The sequence below is a fragment of the Terriglobus roseus genome, assembly GCF_900102185.1.
GTDB lineage: Bacteria > Acidobacteriota > Terriglobia > Terriglobales > Acidobacteriaceae > Terriglobus > Terriglobus roseus_A.
Genome location: NZ_LT629690.1, coordinates 640,382 through 665,416 on the forward strand (window position 1 = coordinate 640,382; position 25,035 = coordinate 665,416).

The 25,035-nt window shown below is 54.8% G+C and carries 12 protein-coding genes and 1 tRNA gene; 6 read left to right on the forward strand and 7 right to left on the reverse strand.

The genetic code is table 11. The annotated features are described in order from the left end of the window. The first annotated feature begins 16 nt into the window (after window positions 1-16). Both BLT38_RS02990 and BLT38_RS02995 read left to right on the forward strand, forming a co-directional pair. Window positions 17-2,626 (forward strand): transglycosylase domain-containing protein, encoded by a 2,610-nt coding sequence (locus BLT38_RS02990; RefSeq protein WP_083343848.1) that lies wholly within the window; start codon window positions 17-19, stop codon window positions 2,624-2,626. Between the two features lie 12 nt (window positions 2,627-2,638). After that, window positions 2,639-3,937 (forward strand): MgtC/SapB family protein, encoded by a 1,299-nt coding sequence (locus BLT38_RS02995; RefSeq protein WP_083343849.1) that lies wholly within the window; start codon window positions 2,639-2,641, stop codon window positions 3,935-3,937. A 9-nt stretch (window positions 3,938-3,946) separates the two neighbouring features. Here the strand turns inward: BLT38_RS02995 and BLT38_RS03000 are convergent, their stop codons facing one another. From BLT38_RS03000 to BLT38_RS03015, 4 genes are all read right to left on the reverse strand, one after another. Beyond that, window positions 3,947-4,933 carry a 3'-5' exoribonuclease YhaM family protein gene (locus BLT38_RS03000; RefSeq protein ID WP_083343850.1) on the reverse strand — a complete coding sequence of 329 codons (987 nt, stop codon included), beginning with the start codon at window positions 4,931-4,933 and terminating at the stop codon, window positions 3,947-3,949. A 110-nt stretch (window positions 4,934-5,043) separates the two neighbouring features. Further along, entirely contained in the window at window positions 5,044-6,621 is a 1,578-nt protein-coding gene (locus BLT38_RS03005) for an FAD-dependent oxidoreductase (RefSeq protein WP_231966705.1), read from the reverse strand. Window positions 6,622-6,660: 39 nt separating this feature from the next. Next, complete coding sequence (locus BLT38_RS03010) at window positions 6,661-10,110, reverse strand: TonB-dependent receptor (RefSeq protein WP_083343851.1); 3,450 nt, start codon at window positions 10,108-10,110, stop codon at window positions 6,661-6,663. Window positions 10,111-10,226: 116 nt separating this feature from the next. After that, window positions 10,227-11,561: a hypothetical protein gene (locus BLT38_RS03015; protein WP_083343852.1), complete on the reverse strand. Its 1,335-nt coding sequence runs from the start codon at window positions 11,559-11,561 to the stop codon at window positions 10,227-10,229. A 392-nt stretch (window positions 11,562-11,953) separates the two neighbouring features. Here BLT38_RS03015 and BLT38_RS03020 point away from each other — a divergent pair, with 392 nt between their 5' ends. Further along, complete coding sequence (locus tag BLT38_RS03020; protein ID WP_083343853.1) at window positions 11,954-18,049, forward strand: choice-of-anchor D domain-containing protein; 6,096 nt, start codon at window positions 11,954-11,956, stop codon at window positions 18,047-18,049. Window positions 18,050-18,222: 173 nt separating this feature from the next. Here the strand turns inward: BLT38_RS03020 and BLT38_RS21080 are convergent, their stop codons facing one another. After that, window positions 18,223-18,609, reverse strand: coding sequence for an SDR family NAD(P)-dependent oxidoreductase (locus BLT38_RS21080; RefSeq protein ID WP_083343854.1), 387 nt, complete (start codon window positions 18,607-18,609; stop codon window positions 18,223-18,225). A 332-nt stretch (window positions 18,610-18,941) separates the two neighbouring features. Here BLT38_RS21080 and BLT38_RS03030 point away from each other — a divergent pair, with 332 nt between their 5' ends. Together BLT38_RS03030 and BLT38_RS03035 are read left to right on the forward strand one after the other, a co-directional pair. Next, complete coding sequence (locus BLT38_RS03030) at window positions 18,942-20,330, forward strand: ligand-binding sensor domain-containing protein (RefSeq protein ID WP_083343855.1); 1,389 nt, start codon at window positions 18,942-18,944, stop codon at window positions 20,328-20,330. A 344-nt stretch (window positions 20,331-20,674) separates the two neighbouring features. Further along, window positions 20,675-20,749, forward strand: a tRNA-Gly gene (locus tag BLT38_RS03035). 6 nt (window positions 20,750-20,755) lie between these two features. On the opposite strand, the gene BLT38_RS03040 is transcribed toward BLT38_RS03035, so the two are convergent. After that, window positions 20,756-21,841: an FUSC family protein gene (locus BLT38_RS03040; RefSeq protein ID WP_083343856.1), complete on the reverse strand. Its 1,086-nt coding sequence runs from the start codon at window positions 21,839-21,841 to the stop codon at window positions 20,756-20,758. A 140-nt stretch (window positions 21,842-21,981) separates the two neighbouring features. Between BLT38_RS03040 and BLT38_RS03045 the strand changes: the two genes are divergently transcribed. Next, complete coding sequence (locus BLT38_RS03045) at window positions 21,982-23,145, forward strand: peptidylprolyl isomerase (protein WP_172838123.1); 1,164 nt, start codon at window positions 21,982-21,984, stop codon at window positions 23,143-23,145. 61 nt (window positions 23,146-23,206) lie between these two features. On the opposite strand, the gene BLT38_RS03050 is transcribed toward BLT38_RS03045, so the two are convergent. Continuing rightward, entirely contained in the window at window positions 23,207-24,826 is a 1,620-nt protein-coding gene (locus BLT38_RS03050) for a S41 family peptidase (protein ID WP_083343858.1), read from the reverse strand. Between the last annotated feature and the right edge of the window lie 209 nt (window positions 24,827-25,035).

Here is a 25,035-nt window from a genome sequence, read left to right on the forward strand (position 1 = left end):
GAAGTAGGGAGGACGATTGGCAGTCAAGCTTAAGCTCGGTGGCAAGCGCTACGATCACGAGGGCATTCCGGTGCATCACGGCACGGATCGCCCCATGTGGAAGCGCGCCGTAATGGCGCTTCTGATCGTTGCGCTGGCGTGCCTTCTGCTCGGCGCCATGGTCTTCGGTTATTACTACAACCACTATCAGAAAGTTGTGGATGACCGGCTAAATAACGGCCCTCTCTTCTCCTCCACCGCGCAGATTTACGCTGCCCCCCGTGAGATTCGGCCGGGGCAGGGTATGACTGCGGCATCCATTGCGCAGGACCTACATCGTGCTGGTTACAACACGAACACGCAGCTTGGCACCTTTCGGGTTTCCGGCGATAGCATCACCATCAAGCCGGGACCAGCGTCTTTTCACAATACGGATGGCGCCACCATCAATACCAGCGGCGGCACAGTGCAGAGCATCACCGCTGAGAATGGTGTGGCGCTGCGTGCGTATGAGTTAGAGCCGCAACTCATCACTGGCCTGAGCGAAGACAAGAACCGTATTAAGCGCAGGCTGGTGACGTACAACCAGATTCCGAAGCAGTTGGTGCAGGCTGTCACTGCGATTGAAGACCGTAGATTTTTCGAGCACAACGGCCTGAATTTCGGTCGTCTCGTAAAGTGCGGCGTGCAGGATGTTCTGTCGCAGCATGCGGTGTGTGGAGGTTCCACGCTGACGCAACAGTTGGCGCGCGGCTTCTTCTTGTCTCCTGAAAAGCATGTAAAGCGCAAGCTGATTGAAATCATGATCACGCTCCAGTTGGAGTCACGCTTCAACAAGCAGCAGATCTTTGAGATGTATGCGAATCAGATCAACCTTGGGCAGCGTGGGTCGTTCGCAGTCAATGGTTTTGGCGAGGCTTCGCAGGCGTACTTCGGCAAGGATCTTCGCCAGTTGGATGTGGCGGAATGCGCGTTGTTGGCGGGCATTATTCAGCGGCCTAACTACTTCAATCCATTCCGTCATCCGGAACGCGCGCTGGAACGCCGCAACATCGTGTTGCGCTCGATGATTGAAACGGGCGCTCTTACTCCACAAGAAGAAGAGCGCGCGGAAGCGGAACCGATTCGTCTTGCAACGCAGAATGTAGATGCCAGCGAAGCACCGTACTTTGTGGACCTGGTGCATGACCAGTTGCAACAGCGTCTTGGCGATCAGGCGAATGGTGGCACGCTTCGTATCTATACGTCGCTTGATCCTGAGTTGCAGAAGGCCGCAGCAGAAGCCGTGGCGGAGATGATGCCGCGCATTGATGAAATGATTCGCAAGCGCCACAAGGGCGATGCGCCGATCAAGTATCCGCAGGTATCTCTCATCGCATTGGACCCGCACACAGGACAGGTGCTTGCGCTGGTGGGTGGTCGTAACTACGGCTCCTCGCAGTTGAACCATGCGCTGTCGAGCCGGCCTACGGGATCAATCTTCAAGCCACTGGTTTATGCAACCGCTTTCTCACAGAGCGTGAATGGTCAACCGCTAGGGGATACTGGACCCTTCACAGCACTCACGCCGCTGAATGACGATACGCAGGATTTTGGCACAGGTGGTCGTTCTTATACACCGGGCAACTTTGAACGCGGCGAATATCCCGGCATGGTGACTGCGGCAACCGCCTTGTATCACTCGCTGAACATTGCCACGATCTCTCTTGCGCAGCGTGTGGGGTATGAGAACGTTGCTGCAATGGCGCGTTCTGCAGGCATCGCTTCGGCACGGCCTACGCCCTCTGTGGCAATTGGTACGTATAGCGCTACCCCGATGGACATGGCTGGTGTGTACACCGTGTTCGCCAATGGTGGCGTCCATCTGAACCCATGGCTGCTGGCGAGTGTGCGCAATGACAAGGGCGATATCGTAGCGGATTTCACGCCTGAAGCGCGGCAGGTGATGGATCCGAAAACTGCCTACCTTACACAATCGTTGATGGAAGGTGTGGTGACGTACGGCACTGCGTCAACCGTCCGTGCTTTGGGCTTCAGGGCTCCGGCAGCTGGTAAGACGGGTACATCGCACGACGTATGGTTTGCCGGTTATTCGTCGAACCTGCTGTGCATCGTGTGGATTGGTAACGATGATTACACGGATATCTCTGACAACCTGACCAAGAAGGTGCAGGGTGCGGACACCGCTGCGCCCATCTGGGCAGAGTTTATGAAGCGTGCGATCCAGCTACCGCAGTACAGCGATATGAAACAGTTCGCTGCACCGCCGGCGGGCGTGACGAATTACCCCATCGATCTCAGCTCTGGACAGATTGCCGATGGTAGCTGCTCCGGAAAGACTGCGACGATGGCGTTTCTGGATGGCACACAGCCGCATAACACGTGTAGTCACATGGGCGATGGTTCGGGTCTGATGGACAGCCTCTTCGGCACGAATAGCGATACGGCTGGAACCAGTGTGAACGGTGGCGGCATCAACAATGGAGCGCAACCTACCAATGGCTCGCAGTCTACGGTGGGGCCGGACGGACAGCCGCAGCAGCACCGCAACTTCTTCCAGAAGATGTTTGGTCTCGGCAAACACAACGACGAGAATAATCAGCCGCAGCAGCCTGCGACACCGCCTCCGTCCAATACTCCACACTGAGACCACGAATGAATGCAGCATTACGCTGAGTTACTTCATCCTGACGGCACGCAATTTCCTCCAGACCTCACCGCGCTGAAACTCGGTGTGGCGCTGGCAATTGGGCTGCTCATCGGGTTTGAACGTCAGTGGTCAAACAAGGAGTTTGGTGTTCGTACCTTCAGCCTTAGCGCCATGCTGGGTGTGCTCACTTCGTTCCTTTCACCTGCAATGCAGGTCACAGGCATGGTGGGTGTCATCATGCTGGCGATCATGCTGAACGTGCGTGACATCCTGGAAACCAAGTCGGTTGAGGGAACAACCTCTGCAGCTCTGATGGTCACGTTTGTGTTGGGTGTGCTTTCAGGGCAGGGGCATGTGTTCACTGCAATTGCCGGTGCCATTCTGACGACATGGTTGCTCTCGCTGAAGCCACAGTTTCGCGCTCTAACCGGTGGTGTCACGACAGAAGAGATGCGCAGCGCGCTGCTGCTGGGATTGTTCGGATTCATCATTTGGCCGTTGCTGCCAAACCACTTTGTTGACCCATGGCATCTGTTGCAACCCCGGCAGGCATGGCTCACGGTTTTGGTCGTCGCAAGCATTGGGTTCTTGAATTACATTCTGCTGCGCCTGTATGGATCGAAAGGCGTGACTCTGTCCGCTGTTTTGGGTGGATTGGTGAACTCCACAGCAGCTGTTGTTGAACTTGCGACAACGCTGCCCGCAGCCGGAATGTTACGCGAAACAGGTGTGGCCGTAACGTTCACTACTGTGGCAATGCTGGTGCGGAATCTTGCACTGCTGACGATCTTTGGCGGCAACGCGGCGGCGCAGCAGGCTTTCTTGCCGATGGCCGGAATGCTTGCGGTGGCTGCGACTTACATATGGCTCCAACGGCGTGCAGCGGATGATCAAAAGGACGTTGCGCTGAACCTGGATTCACCGATTTCGGTTTCCAAGGTGAGCCGCTTCGGCATCCTGTTCCTGCTGATTCAAATCTTCGGAACGCTGGCCACACGTTGGTTGGGTAGCGAAGGTTTGCTGGTGGTCAGCTTTATCGGCGGAGCTGTTTCGAGCGCCAGCAGTACAGCAGCAGCTGCCAACCTTGTGGCGCATGGTGATGCAAGCGCCACGCAGGGCGCTATGGCTGCGATCGTCACGTCAATGGTGAGTGCAGCAGCGAATCTGCCGCTACTCTATCGCCAAGACCAGGCACGCCCCATCGTGCGAAGCATTGCAATCTGGACAGCAATAGAGATTGGTGTCGGCATCACGCTGCTGCTGCTTCAGGTCCATCTGCAACATGCGGGCCTGTTGCACGCGCGATAACGGTTCGAGCTAAGACTCACCTGCAAGGTACGCCTTGGAATTCAGTAACGGCCGTTCCATGGAACGCGAGAAGTCTGTGACTTCATCAGGCTGTTTGCCGCTTTCCACCGCCTTTGCAAATTCGGCGCGCATATTCTGCATCTTCGCTTCCAGATCATCAATGGCGCTGAAGACGAGAGCCTCGGGAGTCATGGGAAGCTTCGGCGAACCGAACTCAAACTTGCCATGATGTGACAGGATCATGTGTTCTACCAGAATGCGCAGGCGATCCGGAAAGCCAGGGATTGCCGCAATCTTTTCCTGCAACATGCGGATCGCAATGGTGATGTGGCCCAGCAACTGGCCTTCCGTGGTGTACGAGAAGCTGGATTTCCATGCCAGTTCGCGCACCTTCCCAAAGTCATGCAGGATGGCGCCTGCCATCAATAAGTCGGGGTCGACTTCATCGGCATATTGCGGTGCGACGCGCGCGCAGAGACGCAGCAGGAAGACCACATGCTCAAGCAGGCCGCCGATCCATGCGTGGTGCAGGACCTTTGCTGCGGGTGCTGAACGGAAGGCCGGCCCAAGTATGGGGTCATCCAGAAAGCTGCGCACGAGTGGCTGCAGCCATGGATTACGGAAGCCAGCGACATAGCCGTTTAGCTCTGTCCATAAGGCGTCTACATCGTATTGCGTAGCGGGCTGAAAATCGGTGACGTCAATCTCGTCTTCAGTGGCTGGACGCATCTTCTGAAGGGTGATCTGGAACTTGCCGTTGTAACGTTCGATGCGGCCCATGGCCTTCACATAACAACCTGCCGTGCAGGTGGCAAGTGATTCTGCAAACTCGTCCCACATGCGTGCGTCAAAGCTGCCGGTTCGGTCACTCAGTGTCAATGCAAGATATTGCCCGCCGCTCTTCTTGTCTCGCGCAGACATCTGCGACAGCAAAAAGTAAGAGGTTACAACGGCGTTCTCATAGGTCGCCGCATCGGCAATATAGAAGTCCTTCATGTATCAAGAATACTTGCGCTCGCGGTGAATGCCAGCGAAGTCGATCCAGGAAAAATGACTCCGCATAAAACCTCTTCCCAGGGGTCTTATGCGAAGCCATTCGGTAGAACCTACTGTGGCAGAGAGAGTACAGCTTTTTCGCTGCGCAGAATGTCCTGCATTTCTTTCACTGGAACTTGTCCGACGGCTAGCTTCTCGCGTACGGCGATGGCTGAAGCAACGCCCGCCGCTTGCCCCAGAATCATGTACTGCGGTTCCATGCGGATGGTGGAGTACGCGACATGGCTGGCCGAGAAGCAAACAGGAACCAGCAGATTCTTCACCTGCGTGCCCCTGGGAAGCATTACGCGGTAGGGGATTTCGTAGGGCTTCGTGATGACATACTGCTCGCCTTCGTTCTCCACATAACCGTCTGGCGTGGGAATGCGTCGCACATGATGCGAGTCGCTCTGGTAAGAGCCCATGCCGATGGAATCGGGCTTTTCTACGTCGGTAGTGATGTCCTTCTGTGTCATCACATACTCGCCTAGCATCCGACGACCTTCGCGAACATAAAGCTGGAAGGGCCAGCCATGTTCATCGACAAACTCATCCTTTGCCAATCCATAGCTATTCACTTCATCGTGCAATGCTTTCGGAACGCTTGGATCGTTGGCGAGGAAGTAGAAAAAACCAGCGTCGTAGTTGTAATGGTCCTTCCAGATTTCTTGTTGGCGAGCATAGCTTCCTGAGGGGTAATCCCAATTCGCACCGATGTGATCCGTGGAGAATCCGCCGAAGCTGTTGATGTCGAATTTACCGTTTGGGAGCGGCGACATGATCATCAGTTCGCGTATATGCGGTGGATGGCCCTCTCCCTTTTCTAACGCTGCGATATAGCGTTTCAGCAATTCGTAACGATAGGCGTCGTACCCCGGCGGCTTCGGGAAGGGAATCATATTCTCCTTCACGTTGGTCAGACACATGCGAAAGCCATAGGCTTGCACATACTTGTCACCTGACCCCATCGCCCCGCGGGGTAGATTCTGAACTTCCGGAAGAAGCTTGCCCTGAGAGGCCCATGGCGACACTGGAACGTTGAAGTGATGATCCGGACGTTGTCTGCCTCGAACGCCTGCAATGGATTCGTTGTATTCACTCTCCGGTTCGCGGCCCCATGTATATTTCACGCCTGCTTCGTTCATCAGATCGCCTTCGTAGCTTGTATCCATGAAGACTTTAGCTTTGAGTACATCACCGTTCGTCAGGGCGATGGAAGTGATGTCTCCTTTGCTCATGGTTACGCCGCCATGCTCTTTGAGGCGCGTACGCGGGATGTAGACAACCTTGGTTTCGTTGAGCATTTCGTGAAACACCTGCTCCGCGATGCGTGGTTCAAAGTTCCATTCAAGCGGTTCATTGTAATGTTTGCCTACGCGTTCGAAGAACTCACGCGACATGCCTCCAATCACGGCGTCCTTTCCGCGATCGGAATGGCTGAGACCTCCACTGACCATGCCACCTAAATGTTGATCGACGCCTACCAGTGCGACGTTCATACCGTGTCTCGCTGCCGAGATGGCTGCGATGACACCGCTTGCCGTTGTGCCATAGACGACCACATCAAACTGTCGAGGCGTGGCGGCCCACCCCATGTTGCTGATGCTCAGTGTTGCAAGGATTGCAGTTGCAAATTGCTTCCAGCGCACGTTCTTTTCTCCTTCGTTTTGTTTGTGTGTCAGTGCGTTCTAGCGGCTCAGATGGACGCCGATCTGGAAGACACGAGGATCCATGGCGCTGGTGATCGTTCCAAAGAGAGCGTTGGTGTTGACACCCGTGCTGTCTGGAGTGAACGACGTGTTGGGGTTGTTGAGGTTGGGATGGTTGAAAAGGTTAAAGGCTTCTGCACGCAGTTCCAACTTCCACTTCTCCATCCTGATGTTCTTGATCAGAGAGGCATTCACGTTGGTGAAGGCGGGACCACGAGTAGCAGGTAGAGTGCGCGGCGCGTTGCCAATGGTGTATGCCGCGGGGTTCGCAAAGGCAGCGGTATTAAACCATTTGCTGATGCTTCGTTGGCTGCGTGAGAGTGTGGGATTGCCAACGAGATTTGGGAACGGCGTTCCGGTGAAGTTGTTCGATCCGGTCACTGTCAGCGGTGTGCCCGTCTGCCATTGAAGGATGCCCTGTATCTGCCATCCACCGGTGAGCACGTTCAGCGCGCGATGCGAAGGTGTTCCGATAGGAAGTTCCCACACACCTGTGGCAGAGAGGTTTTGTGATGTGTCGTTTGGATCCAGCGAACGCTCAAGATAGGGGCGATAGATGGGATCGCGGAAGGTTCCGTCTGTGCTTTCACCCGAGTCGGATGAGGTGGAATCGTTAATCAACTTACTCTTTGAATACGCCAGCAGCAGCGTGAGTCCATGAGAGTAGCGATGCTCTGCGGTCGCTTGCAGTGCATGATAGATGCTCATGGCCCCATGACGTGCCAATGTGGTGATGCTGAGGTAATCGGGCAGCGGCAGCAATGCCTGCGATTGCGAGATCGTGGTGCCTGAGAGCGTGCCGGTAGTGATCTTCCCATAAAACGGATTCGGCACTTGATTCTGCAGCTTGGTGCCATACTGTGCGTAATACACGGGGTTTAGCGTGTTGACGTTGTAGTTTCCGCCTAATAAATGTGTTCCTTTATTACCCACATATGCGGCTGACACAGTCCAGCCACCCGGAAGCTGGCGTTGCACGGCGAAGTTCCATTGCAGTGAATAGGGTGTTGGAGCAAAGGGGTTTTGCCAGAAGACGCTCTGCCCGCGATACGCAGTTGGGCCACCTGCCGCGCCCGCCGGTGCAATCAGAGCAGACGGTCCCTTGGAAAGCTGGAATGCCGAATACGGGCCGTTGCCACTGAAGGTGGTTTGTGATGAGAAGCCGAGGCCCGTGTTCGTTACCTGGTGAATGTCCGCGGACTCCACCGGGTTATAAATCACTGCAATGCCGCCACGGATCACTGTTTTGTCATCTGCCGAGTAAGCAAAACCGAAGCGCGGCGCGATGTTGTTTGCATCGTAACGAACGAATAGGCGCGATCCGTTTACACCCGCATACTGCATCACGCCGGGCATGCTCGTTTGCGAATTAATCAAATAGGGATTGAAGGTGGAGAACCATCCGTGGCGTTCAACTGGGGGACCGGAGATGTCATATCGGATACCCACATTGAACGTGAGTTTTGGTGTGACTTTGAAATCGTCCTGCGCGAAGATTCCCCCTGCCCACGATTTTGTTGCAAAGGCTGGGTTGATGGTGAGTTGGCCTCCCGCAACCTGTCCCAATAGGAAGTCAGCAAAGGCAACGCCTGTGCCTGCTGGCGATTGCGGGTTGTTTGTGTACGAGCCCGTGAAACTGAAGTTGCCGGAAGGATAGATCTGACCAAGCTGGTTGTAGCGTGTGATGTGGTCTTCTACGCCAAACTTGAAGCTGTGGCGTCCGCGAATCCAGGAAACGCTGTCGGCAAATTGAATCACCGTACCGATGCGGTTGCCTGCAGTGAATGTTCCTGTTGTTGGGCCGACGGCGATCATGCCGCTGACAGCGACTGAGGGGAACAGCGTTTGAGGAATGATGGATGGGAAGCCAAGTGCCTGGGGATAGTTCTTGTTATATGAGGGGGCAAGAAACGTGAGCTTCTGGCGTACAAAACTGGCGCGAAATTCATTCAGTACTGTAGGAGCAAACGTGTGCGTTTCCCCCACGGCAAAGTTGTAGTTCTTGCGTGTGTCGTTGCGCGCGAGGGGATCAGAATCGCCCAAACCGTAGCCTACCGTGTGTGTTGAGTTCAGATTTCCTGCGTAACGGGCGAAGATGCTGTCTGCATCACTGATGCGGTGATCACCGCGAACCGCGATCACATCCTGATCGATGCCGCCTGTGGCTTCGGAGTAAAAGTTGTTGGCGTTGGTCTTGGTATCTACCGGAGCAATGTTCGGCTGGGGATAGTACTTAAGAACCGCCAGCGCCACGGGGTCGAACGTGGTGATCTTATTTCCCGCAAACCGCGTGCGTATAAAGCCGTTTCCCGTCGGATTCGCAATCGTGGTGGATGGATCGTAAATAGGGATAGGAGTTGTTGAAGTGGCAGTAGCGTAGGTCTGAGAGAAATCGCCCGAACGCTGCAGGGCAGTGGGTACTGTAGAACGTTGCAGCGAAGCGCTGCGCTGATGCCACTGCTCATAGCCGAAGAAGAAGAAGGTGCGGTCGTGGCCGTTGTATAGCCAGGGGATACGAACTGGCCCACCAACGGTGCCACCAAACTGGTTGTAACGCAGGATGGGCTTTAAGCGGCCAGTGATGGGGTCTTTGGTGGCGAATCGGTTTACGGAGTTGAGTATGTCGTTGCGTACGAATTCATATGCCGTCAGGTGAATATCGTTGGTGCCGGTCTTGGTGGCCAGGTTCACATATCCACCGGAACTCATACCGAACTCGGCAGCAGGTGTGTTGGTGATGACGCGGAACTCAGCGATGGAATCCACCATAGGTACAACGGACACTTCATTGATGGTTGGAATTGTGTCCATGGCGCCATCGAGCAGGAATTGATTGCCGAGTGTCGAACCGCCGTTGATGCGCAGGCGAGAGAAGCCTTGGTTGCTGGCGTCGGCAAATCCGTTGGAAGCGCGCGATGTGGTTTGCACTCCCGGTACGAGCAGCGCAAGGGTGAACGGCTGGCGTCCGTTCAATGGCAGTTCTTGAATGGCACGCCCTTCAATGACGTTGCCGACGGAAGATTCGTCGGTTTGCAGCGGTGCGGTCGTGGACGTGACGGTGATCGTCTCGGACGATCCGCCGGTTTTCAGTGACGCATCTGCGCGAAAGCGCTGACCCACGTCGAGGACGATGCCGGTCTGTTTGAAGCCCGAGAAACCAGTAGCCGCAATCGTGATGTCGTAGCTACCTACCGGCAGCAGCGGCACTGTGTAGCTGCCGTCGGAGGAACTGTTGGCCTGATAGGTGAGACCTGTGCCGTGAGCAACGACTGTCACCTGTGCACCCGGCACAACGGCTCCAGTGGCATCGGTGACAGTTCCGGTGATGGTCGCCGTCGCTGTCTGTGCCATCATCGCAGCCGGTGCAGCTAACACCGCAGCCACAGCAAGTAGGATTCTGGGTGCGAACCTCTGAGAAGAAATGAACATACGGGTGGTGCCTCCTGAAAACGCGGCCAACAAAGAAAACTGTTTCCGCGGAACGGCAGGAAGAATTCCACCCAATGGACATCGCTGGGTAGTTCCAGGTCGTAAATGTTACGTTGTTACTTAATGTTTTGTTGAACTTGCAGCATTTTTACCATGGTTTCCGGTGATCTCTCGACGAAGGCGCGAACCGTTCCCAGGCGACTTTGCAGAGGCGCTCCTCGGTTTACTTCGGACAACAGGACAGCTTCGAAGTAGGGAGTCTTCATCCCTGCGAGCGCCTGACCCATCTCCTTCATCCCTTCCTCTGAGGTGAGGTAGGAAATGATGGCTCTGGTCTGTGCTCCCTGCACGAGCATGATTCTGCCGCCTGCATCGCCGTGAGGAAGAACAGCAACGATACCCGGAACGATGTCGCGGTCCGGTCCTTCGCGAGTGGCCAGAAACTCCTGCGGATGATCGGCGGGGCTGAGTAGGTCGGTGACCTTCACCTCATGTGGTGCCAGCCTGAAGCTGAGGCGGTCCACATCTGTTTGAAAAGCGGCGAGGGAACTTGATGTACCGAAGGCAATGATGTTTTCGTGATCAAGGATCTCGCGCGGTGGATCCGCCGAACTGGAAAAGCTAGTGCGGACGCCGTAGCGATCCAGAAAACGGGCAAGTTGCAGAGACGCAAAGGTGTCTGATGCAACCGTGTATCCCTGCCACACGCGCGGGTTTTCTGTTTTACCGAACATGTCTATCAAAGCAGGCGAACTGTTCCACTGCGATGGCGAATTGACGAAGATGTCGCGCAGCATCAACGTGTGTCCGGGATTGGTCTGCACTGAAAAGAAAATAGGTGCGGGGAGCACGAAGCGGGTGTTTTTGCCGTTGTCCAGAAACGTCTTCCAGAATTGCGGCGTATCTGTGTGCTCAAGGGCAGAAGTTGTGGGACGTCGCAGCAGGTTCGCGGCCAGGAGCGCTGTGCAGACCAGAACGCAGGCAAGCAGCACGTAGCCGAGCGGCTCTGAGATCCACGGACGCGGTAGTTGTATGACGGGAGGTGTCGAGGGTCCCGGCCCAAGGTGCGTGCCGGTATCCATTACTAACAAAGAGGATGTAGCAATGATTTCCGCATCTGTCGCTGGAACGAACCGAAGTTCGTGCGAACCCATGGGAATGGTTAGCCGCCAAATGTGGTGAGACCCTTCTTCGCTATAAAAACGCTCGAGATTCCGCCGAAGACGCCCAATCTGGACACGAACGGTTGCATCGATCTTGGAGTCGAAATCGGGAGCACGGCTCAGTGCCTCGGTCGCGATGGCATATTCGTTGATCTCTTCGCCACGATGTACCCACAGGTACTCCAGCAGGCGGCGAAGAGAAGTGGTGCGTTCGAAGCTCTTGCTGGCCAGTACTTCCTTCACCAGCAGGATGTCCTGCCCGTCGGGAATAGACGCAGCTGTTTCCATAGCTTCCACCGCAAAACGCTACCACCCGCGTTCCACGGCTGACAATGTACGAGAAGCGCCCGCGACGAGATTCAGATAATAAGAAACTTAAAATCGCATGGAGCGAGTGAATGCAAGAAGCATTGCTCATTGAAACGCATTTCACGGACTGAGTGGTAGACTTCCTGGCATATCTTTTACAACTCTCCTTAGCTCGTTGGAGGAACCCTTTGTTCGCCCTACTGCGGCCGTTTGGCCTCTCTATTGCTTTTCTCTCTGTCTTGTCTATAACTTCAGCCTCTGCGCAATCTTCCAAAACAGCCTCGGCAGGATCGACCCAGTTACAGAGTCTCCCACTGACATTTGAGTCTTCTGGCTCTGCCCAGGACGAATATCTGATTCGGTCTGGCGTCATGATCGCAAAAGTTGGACCCACCGAGCTACAGATCGCTCTCCCTTCCGCGAAGGGAAAATCAGAGTTGCTGTCCGTCCAACTCGGTAACGCTAGCGCAAAGGCCGAATCCACCGTCTCGGAAAAGCAGAATGGCGACGCGAACTATCTGATCGGCAACACGTCGGAATGGCGAACCCATGTGTCTCGTTACGGAAGACTGACTTACGCTAACGTCTATTCCGGCATTGATCTCACTTATTACGGCAACGGCTCTCGCCTGGAACATGACTTCATCGTGCAGCCAGGAGCGGATCCGGCCACGATCGACATGCGCTTCCGAGGAAGCCGCGAGGTTCGGGTTCTATCCAATGGCGACCTCCTTTTGTCTCTGGACAAGAGCGTCGTCACTCTCCATAAGCCCTTGGCCTACCAATCACGTCACGGCATAAGAAGCGATATCCCCGTACAGTTCGCCCTCTCCGGTAATAACGTTCGCTTCACGGTCGGCAGTTATGACCATTCCCAACCGCTGGTTATCGATCCTGTTCTGGATTACTCCACCTTCTTAGGTGACGCGTCGATATATGTAAATGCACTGGCCCTTGATTCGACTGGGAACACTTACATTATTGGAGAAGCGCCATCGACCTTCCCCGGTAGCACCTCCACCCCGGCATGCGTCACCTGCATGGTTGGAACCAACAAGCTGACGCCTTTCATTACCAAGCTGAACACCACGGGCAGTGTGGCTCTGTACACCACTTTCTTTGGTGGCAGTATTTCCGCATACAATTCTCAGAACAATGACGCGCCGATGGCACTGGTGATAGATGCGAATGGGAATGCCATCATTACCGGAACTACTGACGCCAAAGACTTCCCTATGAAGAACCCCATCGCAGCAGGCGTTCCCAGCTTGTTTGATGGTTTTCTTCTTTCGCTCACCGCGGACGGTTCTGCGCTGAACTTCTCAAGCCGGCTTGGAGGCAGTTCCTCTGCATCTCAAGGTGCAACGGTCTATCCGCAAGCAGTGACAACAAACGCACAAGGCGATGTGTTTGTCACCGGAACGTCTGAATCTCCGTTCCTTCCTGTTACGTCCGGCGCAGTGCAAGCGTTTGTACCCAGTTACACACACACCGGAATCTTTCTGCTGAAACTGTCATCCACAGGAACACTTGGTTTCGGCGCGCTACTCGGCGCATCAGGCAGCGCATCCGGCGGCGTGGGAATTGCAGGCATCGCCGTAGACTCATCTGGATTGATCTACATCGCTGGTACGGTTGGTTCGACTTATACCGACAGCGCGAACTTCACGCCCTGGCCTACAACAGCGAATGCTTATCAAACCCAACTGATCAGTCCATCACAGAATGCACCTTTCGTTGCCCGGATTGCTGCGGACGGAAGCAAGATACTGAGTTCTACGCTAGTGGGTACAGGGAAGGCAGGTGCCATGACCCTGACTAGCGACAACAATGTCCTGCTGACCGGTTCACCGAACTACAACTTCCCAGTCACCACCGATGCGTACGCCTCAAACAGCCCCACACAATCAGCCGGCGGAGCAAGCGCCTTCTTTGCGAAGGTTAGCGGAGATGGGTCACAACTGTTGTACTCCAGCATGTACGGCCCCACATCTACCACCACGACCATGAGTGGCATCGCCCAGGATGCAAGTGGAAATGTCTGGATTGCCGGAACGACTTATTACGGTAACATTTCGACCACGACACCGGCCTTGCAATCTGTCCTGACCTCGACGTACGGCCCCACTGGGTTCGTCGCGCGTTTCGATTCATCGTTGCACAACCAGAACTTTGCCAGCTACGTGAACGACACGGTAGGTTCTTCTCAGCTTCGCGGCATAGCACTTGATGCGGACGGTCATGCACATGTCTCTGGCATTGCATCACAGACTTTCCCCACAACCGATGGCGCAGCGGTAAGAACAGTCACTGCCCCTCCGCCGAACTATACGTACAATTATGGCTTCGCGGCCCGCATCGATGCGGATAGCCCAGGTCCTGCGGTCTGCTTCGCGAATGCCTCAAGGCCCGTGGTGCAGGTAGGACAAACCGGCAATGGAACGCTGGACATTGTGAATTGCGGAAACGCGCAACTCAATGTTTCCTCTGTCAGCGTTCAGCCCGCGATGTTCGCACTGACTTCAGCATCTACGTGCCCCGCAACGCTCGCTGCTGGCGCGTCCTGCAGCGTGAAGTACACGGTCACCCCGACCACGGCAGGAATCTTCTCCGGGACAATTTCTTTCGCGACCAACGCTCCCATGGGCGGGACGCAACATCTGATCAGCGGCACCGCGACCGTACCGCAGGTGTATGTCCCATCTCCGTACATTTCGTTTCAACCTGCCGTGGTAGGTACTGCTGCTCAGTTGGGGGGAGGATTTGTGCTGAATAGAGGAACTGCCCCCCTCGTGATCGATACGACCAGGACCACACTTACGGGTGCGTTCACGTTGACCACAACGACCTGTGACAAACCAGTGGCCATCAATGGTCTTTGCAGTTACACCGTAAGCTTCACACCCACAACTGCGGGAACTTTTACAGGTGCACTGACCCTATATACCAATGATCCCCAAACACCCACAGTAACGTTCACGTTGTCTGCAACCGCGGTGGATCAGTACCCCGCGCCGACGCTAACCGGAATGTCGAGCGGAAGCATCTCTCTCGACGGTGGCATAGCAATCCTGGCACTGTACGGATCGAACTTCTTCCCAACCACGCAGTTGTACGTAAATGGCCAAAGCGTCGCCATTACTCAACAGTCATCTACCACGCTGCAATTCAAGCTGGATCCTGCCGCACTGGGATCACTGGGCGAGTTCCCCGTACAGGTGGTGAACCCCGCTCCCGGTGGCGCTAGCAACACACTGTCACTAACGACCTTTCATGTTGTTCCATTGACACACAGCAATATGGTCTATGATCCGAAGTCCCAAAAAATCTTCGCGGCCATTCCAAATCTCTCCACCACAAATCCCAACACGATCGTGCCGATCGATCCCACGACAGGCACCGCGGGTACTCCAATCCCAGTATTAAAGAATCCCGCGCGCCTCGCCCTGTCAGACGACGGTCACTATCTCTACGTGTCGCCTTTCCAGTTGTACGGAGTGACCGGCCAACTGCAGCGCATCGATCTGACAACAGGTATGGTGGACCGTACCTTTACGCTTCCTGGGTCGTCTACGGGCATTCAGGATATGCATGCGGTTCCGGGGTATCCCGAACTGCTTGTTGCCACGCTAGTGATCAATGGTTCTCCCTCAGAGAATGGCCTGGCTCTTTTCAACGACTCCGGACTGGTTGAGTACCACTCCGTTGGATTTGGCTCCTCTGCTTGGTCGCTCGATTCGTTCCAGTTCGTTGGGCAGACGCTCTATGCTCTCTCGGGCAGCAACTTCACAAACTACGCGGTGTTTCCCACCGGATTTGTGAGTTTGAACCCATCCTTCTGCTGCACCGGCACCACTGGTTATTCCATGGCGACGGACGGTTCGCTGTTGTACACCAGCTCTGGCCAAGTGTGGGACCCGAGAGCGAGCAAGCTTTTGGGTACTTATTCTTCCAGCAGCACATCGACCACGATTTACGCAGATCCATCTATCAAACGCACCTTCTTTCTCGCCAGTGGCCTACCAGATGTTTCGGCTCCAGCAGTGGTTAGCTTCGACTCGTCTACCTTTCAACGTGTGGGCTATGTCAGTTTTCCTTCGATGGGAAGCGAAGCTTATTGGTTAGTGCATTCGATTGGGGACTATTTCGCTTTTGGAAACAACCTGACGGGCAGTTCATCCGGAGATCCTGCCTACGCCACAAATCTGATCCTGTTCCGCAGCAGCATGGGTACTCCAGGAACACCTATAGGGCCAACGATCCTAAGCACCTCGCCGGCGAACCTGCCCGCAACCTCCCCTGCCACCACGATCACGCTTACGGGAAGCGGGTTTGATGCAGATGCAGTCGTCTCATGGAACGGTAGCCCTCGCGTTACGACCTATACCAGCGCGACCTCACTGCAGGTACAACTTACCGCCGACGATCTGAATACCGCCAGCATTGGCAAACTCAGCGTGAAGAATGCTGGCACCGGACTCACGGGCGCCAACTTTAACTTCCAGGTGATCGGCGCTCCGATCACGTTCTCTCCCGCCTCGCTTACTTTCCCGGTGCAGGCTGTGAACTCCACCTCAACACAACAGGCCATCACGCTTACGAACACCAGTGGCGCAGATATTCACGATCTGACATTGGCTGTTACGGGGACGGATGCCACTCTGTTTAAACAAGCTAACAATTGCCTGACTACGCTGGTTTCCGGAGCAAGTTGCACAGCGAGCGTCACCTTTACTTCCAGCAGCACAGGTACAAAATCCGCTTCGTTGATCGTCAACCAGGCAGGGGTGGCACTTCCCGTATCGGCTGCTCTGTCCGGCAGCGGAAGTACTCCCGCGTTTACCCTCTCGCGATCCACTCCGGATTTTGGCGTAGTGGGTGTAGGTTTGCTCAAGCAGATTGTTGCTACTTACGTTACGAATTCCGGAGATATTCCTCTCTCTGGCCTTAAGGCGGTTGTCTCCGGCACGAATAGTGCAGACTTCCCCGGTTCGGTCGATTGCTTCACCGACACGTTGCCTGTTGGCTCACAATGCTACGTAATTGTGACGTTCTCGCCCCAGGCTGTTGGTTCCCGGACTGCGACACTGACAATCTCTGCGAACGGCGCAGTCTCGCAACAACTTACATTGACAGGCACTGGCGCCCGCATTGGCGTAGGCGTTTCCAATTCCACGTTCACCTACGGCGATATCGTTGTGGGTGCGAGTGGCTCCGCCACTACCACGTTCACGAATACGGGCGATATAACGCTGGATCAGCTCGGTGTGCGTTTCGATTCCACCGACTTAGCGCTTGGGCAATTCCAGTTCAGCACAGACTGTGGACAAGCGAGTGGCTCTTGGACCTTGGCGCCCGGGAAGAGCTGCACATTCACACTGGCTCTTGCTCCCACGCGCCTGGGTGCTATCTCAAATGCGCTGGTCTTTGGCGTGCTGCAGGGCGACGGTTCCATGCCAGCTATCCTCGCACCAGCACGTCAGCGGATTACCTACACCGCAAACGGAATCGATGCATTTAGTCTTGAGGGGACATCAGTGGACTTCGGCAGCATCATTGCCGGACAGACTTCATCCGAAAAGACAATATCTCTAACCAACGCAGATGGTTTCGCGTTCGGCTTGAACGGCACACTCTCAGGAACGAACGCATCCGAGTTCAGCTATAGCAACGACTGCCCCGCTTCGATCGCAACGGCCACCCGTTGTACACTGCATCTCAAATTCAATCCGGCGTCCACTGGAACGAAGACTGCAATATTAACGCTCGTTCCACAGCGCTCAGCGACGCAGGGCACCTTTCCATATGGATATGTTGCACCGTTATCGCGGGTTGTAACACTTACAGGAACAGGCGGTGATTTCAGCATCTCTGGAGGGGCGGGGGGCTCCGCGGGAACACCAGCGGCGACCGTTACCGCTGGGCAACCTGCAGCTTATTCGTTTTCGGTGTCCCAGTCGGTAGGTTCTCAAGATACTGTGACAATGTCATGTGGCAATCTTCCACAATATGCCACCTGTACTTTTGACCCACCGTCCTTCACTCTCGGGTCGGCTCTCACAGTTGTGAACCTGTCCATTAGCACTCAGCAGACGGTAACTTCAAACGTAGTATCTTTCAATGGTCTGCGAGGAGCTGTATCGTTAGCCCTCTTGAGCGGCTGGGGACTTTGGGCGGCTGCACGGCGGCGATCAGGTTTTACCGGAGCGCTTCGGGTTGTATTGGCACTCCTCAGCGTTGGGCTGATGTTTACCGCTGGATGTTCCGGTTCGGGGAGTGGATCTTCCAGCAATGGTGGTAGCAGCGGAGGAGGCACCGGTGGGGGCGGAACAGGCGGCAGCGGAGGAGGAGGAACAGGTGGGGGGACAACAGTCAACATGACTCCAGCTGGTACTTACTCCATCGCCGTGACCGCCACGACCGGCTCAATTAGTCGTTCCCAAAATGTGACTCTGACAGTAAAGTAAGTCGTTTTTCATTTACCGTAAGGGCGCTCTAAGTGGAGCGCCCTTCTTTTTGATCGATGTTAAGAGGGTTCCGGAAGATTTATCAAGAAGACGTATGAAGGGCCAACGATGGATATTCAAAACATGCAGACGAGTAATGATGAAAGTCGGGCCCTCATTACGCTTAACGAAATTCACATCATCGTTGAGTCAGCGCATGCCAGCTTCCACCATGCTTTCGTTGAAGTCGGTAGAAACGAGCTAGGATTGATCGTTTGCACCTGAATTCCTAAGGGCTTCAACTCTTCGTCCATCGCTTCAGGGATCGATTGCAATACACGTTCGCTTACGGGATATGCGACGGCCGGCTGTACCGAGACAAGTCCGACAATGGAAGAGATGAAGACCGCCTTCCCTGACTCTGCAGGGGCCCATCTTTCAAACGCACGTTGGGCTCCTATAGCGCATCCTGAGTCGTTTATTGAAGCAAGGCTTGGACTGGATCGTTTGATTAAACAGCAGCGAACATTGTTTCCTCCCGAGAAGCAGTGTCGCCTATTAGAATCGCGGTGAGTATTGATTCGCTATCCCGATAAGCAGGTAGCGATGTATAGCATTCCTAGCATGGTTCGTAACCTCGCCGCTTGCAGGCCTCTTCTTTGCGACGAGCACGCTTCCGAGCACAGAAAGCGAGTGTCTGTACGTGATCAAAGGTTGGGTACCCTTTCAAATCTCGCCTTTTGCTCTGGGTAGCTTGAGCCTTTTGTTTTTCTGGATTGGCTCGGTCTCTTGCTATGGAGAGAGGCCGGAAGTTCACGTTAGTCCCGTTCCCCTAAGACTGCCCGTTGACCATGCCAATGACATTCGCTTTTCTCATATCTCCACCGCCGAAGGGCTTTCGCAAATCCGCGTCATGAACATGGTGCAGGATGATGCAGGGTTCATGTGGTTCGGAACTCTTTATGGATTGAACCGGTTCGACGGTTACACATTCAAGGTCTTTCTTCACGAAAGGGGAAACCCTAATAGTCTCAGCGGCGTGGATGTAGAGTCGTTGTTCAAGGATCGCGACGGTGTCTTGTGGATCGGTTGCGAGCAAGCCGTGGATCGCTTTGATCCGAAGACCGAAAACTTCACTCACTTTCCTGTACCGAAGGTCAAACAGATAAGCCAGGATCGCGACGGCTTTTTGTGGTTCTCAACGGACCGTGGGCTTTATCAACTTGATCAGAAGACTGGAAGGCTTCGTCTCTATGCGCATGATCCGAACGATCCCGACAGCCTTCCAGACAATCATGTCGTTTCTGCCGCCGAAGATAAGGCAGGGCGGTTCTGGGTCGGAGAGCCTTATGGAATGTATGAGCTTGATCGCAAGAACGGCCATGTTAAGTTGTCCATCCCGCTCCACACGGCGTCGCGCGACCTGTCGTTTTACGAGGATCGGCTAGGCGAATTTTGGATCCTTTACGGTACAGGAAACGGGCTGGCGAAATTCGATCGCGAGAAAAATATCCTCACCTACTACTCGTTTCACGGTGGCGATATATCCAGTACGGGTTATAGCGGAGTGGCTTCAATGCTGGAAGATCGGCATGGAACTCTTTGGCTTGCGAAGCAAGAATCTGGTTTGATGCGGTTTGATCGCGACCACAATCGATTCGTTAATTACACCCATACTCCCGGCAATGCTTACGGCCTCGCACAAGATAGCGTTACGGCTCTCTTGGAAGATCGGGACGGAAGCATATGGGTATCACTCCCTGGAAATGGTTTGCAACGTTTCTCGCCTGTCCCACTGCCATTTCAGGCTTTGAGCTCGAAGGAAGGAGAGCATGGGGCTGGATGTTTTTACGAAGACAGCCACGGAAATTTATGGATTGGAACAAGCGTCGCTTTGTATCGCATTGATCCTTCGGGAAATAGGACAGAATTTGCGGGCGTAAACGTTGGTACCCCTTTGGATGTACTCAGCATCGTTGAAGATCATACTGGATTCATCTGGGCCGGGACGTCGAACAACGGGCTCTTTCGACTCGACCCCAAGAATGGCAAGTGGACGAGATATCAACACAAGGAAAATGATCCCTCGTCATTGAGTAACAACGTTGTCTATCGGCTGCTGGTGGATCACGATGGGACGCTTTGGGCTGCAACGTGGGACGGACTTGATCGCTTCGATGCTCAGGCAGATCGATTCACAACGTTCAAAGCAGATTCACATTCGCGCGAGCAGATTTGCCGGAGAGGCTTCCGTAGGGGACGATCCACCTCAGCGGAGATTGGCGGTCCAGCCTCTGTCTAAGAATCAGACGTCATGATCGCGGCTCGGTACCTAACTCCTGCATCTCCGCATTTGCAAAGGTTTTCTATGTACCGTCAAGTCTTCATCCATCCATTTAATGGAAGCACAACTACTTCACCCAACCGCGTCAACGGATCAATTGAAAATTTTCGCGCCCCATACGTGGACCGTTGATCATAAATCGGTAATTACCTTCAGGGCTGGTGGTAGAGCCTCGCCTGGGTGTTCTTCTGGGCTTTGCCTACACCGGGGTTCCTAGCCTATTTTTGTCGGGATGCGGACCTTCGTAGGCCAGGATTTGGATCGATAAGTGCCGCATTGTTGTAAGTTATTAATAGTATTGAGCGGGAGTAGTTCAGTGGCAGAACGTCAGCTTCCCAAGCTGAATGTCGCCGGTTCGATCCCGGTCTCCCGCTCCAGTTGTTTTAAAGCGCTTCTGGCTGCAGCCATCCTGCAGGTTTGCGCTTTAGCCATGACATTCCCGTCATCGTGAGAGCGGCGAGGCCGCATCCGAGCAGAGTCTCCCAAACGCGTGAAGCGAGAAGACTGACGGATCGTTCGCCGCTGGCAATCATGGTCAGCATTAGCACAAAGGCGTAGGCCGCACAGGCAATGTCATAGCGTTCGGGAAGACTGAGTGCGTATATCAGCATGCCGATTGCGACTCCTCCCCAAAGGATGAGGTGTTCCTTTGTGCCGAAGACGAGGAACAGTAAGCCGAGAGGAACACCGATCACGGTGCCCACGATCCGACGACGGATTCGATCCGCAGTGCCCAACGAATATGCCGAGACCACGTAAGCAGCGGCCGTAATTGCCCAGGACGGTTCGCGTAGGTGAAAGACCGGGGCCAGCATCAGTATCAGGATTGCAGGGATGGCTGATTGGAGACCTAATAGAAAGGCGTTTAACCACATGGGCTGGGCAGCGCTTTCTGTTTGATGTATCTCATGTCCACGTGTGATCTCCATGTCTCCATGCAGTAGTAGTTGCGGAAGTGTGGCTGCTGTCAGCGCGATTAGAAAGATCCAGGGGCCATCGCCTGTCCAGGAGAAGTTTGCGATATTACTCTGCGCAAGCAGGAGACCGATGTAGATTTGCGAACCGATTCCGGTGGCAAGATCTCCATACACCCGAAGTCCGGCGACGCAGAACGCTCCTAACACTAGCGGTAGTTCGGTAAATGAGTGTTGGCCGTAGTGGAGATATTTCGTGCTCGAAAACAGCAGGGCTGCTGTAACGGTGCCGATCGTAACGAGCAGTGCTGCATGCTGCAGGGAAGTTCTTTTATCGACGGCGGATTCGCTTACGCAGGCCCATAAGGCGAGTCCACTGCAAAGGCTTAGTGCTGCGGGGGAGGCGAGCGAGGGATGGATATTGTGCGCGGAAAGTAGAGACAGTCCCACAGCCAGAGCATAGGCAAGAATAAGGCGCGCACCTTTTCGTATGCCGTTTTCACGATGGCTTACGATGTCCTGAATTCGTTGCGTGAATGGCCGTTCGGTCTTCATCTCGTATCGAGAAGCCCACTCAAAATAGGAGAAGGCGTACACATCTCACGGTACGGTTGCTTGCTCGATCAAACGATAGAGGTCTCTACAGGGAAGACCGTGTAGGACTACACATAATTCAATGAGTGGAGAAGAGCGAGGTGCGATATACCTTTTCCATGCGCCTTCAGATTCTTACTGCCGTGGCTTTTGTCACGACTCTTTCGTCAAGCGCGATGGCACAGTCAGCGGTGTTGGACACTTCCATGGGCCGTATTAACTGTCACCTGTTCGCAGATCAGAAGCCCGCGACTACCGCTATGTTCGTTGGCCTAGCGAAAGGCACCATCGCATGGGATGGTGGTAGTGGGAAACCTTTCTACGACGGTACGGTGCTTCGTGGCAGCTCTGGTGCCATATCCGGTGGCTTGCGGCCCGGCGTTGTCGTGAAGGCGGCTGGAGACACTCCGCTGGAAGATCCGGGAGACCGCAAGTTTGATGCGCCGGGCTTGCTCGCGATGGTGGGTGAGAAAGGGAAGATGACTCCCCGGTTCACGATTCTGGATCATGCGAATGCAGAGTCCGATTCTCCAAATCGTTCCATTTTCGGTTTGTGTGATGCAGCGTCTGTGAAGGTCGTGGAGGAGATTTCGCATCGACTCACGTCAGCAGATAATGATCCCTCTGCAGCTGTGAAACTACTTCGCGTGTCGATTGTGGACGATGGTTCATCGGTCCCGCCACCGTTGGCTCCAGCGCCATTGCCGCCCGTTGTGCAAGCGAAGCTGCAGGGGCCAGAACCCACCGGGCGCGTGGCGGTCTTTCATACCTCCATGGGCAATCTGACCTGCCGTATGTTTGAAAAGGAATCGCCTATTGCTGTGCAGACCTTTATGAGTTTGGCAGACGGAGCGAAGGATTGGACGAACCCTAAAACGCATTCCGTGGAGCATGGTGTGCGCTTCTACGATGGCATGATCTTCGATCGAGTTCTGCCGGATTTCGTTATTCAGACAGGCGACATTACCAACGATCCAAGCGGCGCGACCGATATTGGATTTCGCTTTAGGAATGAAGACACGCCGGGACTTACTTATGACCGCCCGGGACGCCTGGCCTTTGGAAACAATGGCAAAGATACCAATAACAGCGAACTGTTTTTCTCAGAGCATCCCATGCATCGCCTAGACGGCGGGTTCACCATCATCGGACAGTGTGACGAGGCTTCTATAAAACGTATTGAGGCCATCGCCCGTGTGCCGCGGGATGAACACAACCGTCCGCTAACACCTGTTGTCATTCGCAGCGTGATGATTCGTAAGTAAAACGCCAAGAGAAAGGGCCGCCAAAGCTGGCGGCCTTTCTCTTGATGATGTTGGTGAAGAATTACTTGATGCTGGCTGTCTTGGTCTCGCGAGACTTATCGCTGCGCTCTTCCAACGCCAATGCTTCCGGCATGAAAGTAAGTGCCTTGGCGAGGGCCGGGTCTTCGTCGCGAGCAACCTTGAAACCGGCGTTTGCGCCGAACTGCGAGATGAAGAGCTGGCTACGGATGTTGGTCTTCAGCCATGCCTGATTCGTATTGAAGTCGGCGTCGGTGTAGTCGATCTTCTCAGACTTCAGATAGTTCTTGAAGTCGGCCATGACGGCATCATCCACGGTGAAGTCCTTCGATACAGTGTGATGAGCGAGGTAGCGCTTCATGTATTCGAAGAAGACACCGTGCGACAGCATCGTGCCCTGGAATGAGTTCGCACGAGGCGACTCGATCTTCTCGTCCGGCGTGATGCCGCCACCGCCGTAGACAGTACGACCGCTATCCGTCTGCTTTACCTCAAGGTTCGACTTGTCGGCTGGCTTGGCGTCGTTGCGAACGTAGTAATAGTCGTAGAGCGAAACACCGTTGTAATCACGCTGGATGAGGCGTCCGCTCGGTGTGTAGTAGTGATAGGTCGTTAAGGCGAGGCCGGTGTTTTCGGCGATCTGGAAAACCGTCTGTACCAGACCCTTGCCGAAGGTGGTTTCGCCAACGATCAGAGCGCGGTCATGATCCTGCAACGCACCGGAGACGATCTCCGCAGCCGATGCTGTGTTGCGGTTCACCAGAACGATGATGGGGTAACGCTTGCCCTGTTCGCCGTGGTTGGCACGGTAAACAACATCCTGGAAGCTGCGTCCCTTCTGGCTGACGACGATGTCTCCCTTGGTCAGGAACTTGTCGCTCATGGCCACGGCTTCATTCAGCAAGCCGCCGGGGTTTCCGCGGAGGTCGATGATCAGACCTTGGAGATCGGGGCCAAACTTGGCTAGGGCATCGCCCACCTCATGCGAGGTGGTTTCCATGAATTGCGTGACATGAATATAACCAATGCCCGGACGGATAAAGTCCGCCAGATCGACTGAGGGGCGTGGAATTTCATCGCGTACCAGATCGAAGCTAATGGGCTTGTCCTGACCTTCACGCAACATCTGAACGGTGACGTGCGTTCCCTTGGCGCCCTTCAGCAGATTGCTGACCGCGAGGGAATCCATGCCATCAGCATTCTTGCCGTCGATGGTCAGAATGGCGTCGCCGGGGCGGATGCCGGATTTGAAAGCTGGCGAACCGTCGAACGTGTCGATTACGACTACACGCTGCACGCCGTCCTTATTAAGTTGCGGCTGGATGTGCATGCCCACGCCGTAGTAACGGCCGTGCTGGTCCTCGCGCATTTGCGCGTAAGCCTTTGGATCGTAGAAGTTGGAGTGCGGGTCCAGCACGTGGAGCATGCTCGGAATCGCGCCGTCATAGATGATCTTGTCGACGTGATCCTGGTCCAGCTTGTCCGCATAATTCTGCTCCACCAGGGAGTAGACGTCAGTGAACTGATGCAGGCTGTCGCGTACTGCGCTCTCGTCCGTGGTGGACTGGGCGTTCACGCTGTTGTTCACCAGCGAGCCGCCGACCGCGCACGTGGCGAAGAACAGCGAGAGAGAAACTACGGCGCGGCGGGTGCGTGTGGACATGCGGTATCGGAACCTCAGCTTGCTGCTTCGACCACTCCTCCAGACCGCAAAGAGCGCTCCAGAGTATGACGGAGTATAGCACCGGTATGTCACCCTGCGCGGCGACGCCGTCCGCCGATTTCTATCCGGCGAAACGCTCCAGCATCCCCTTTATCTGCTCCAAGACTTGTAGAATGGGAAGATGGTTTGGCCGATGACGATGGTTTACT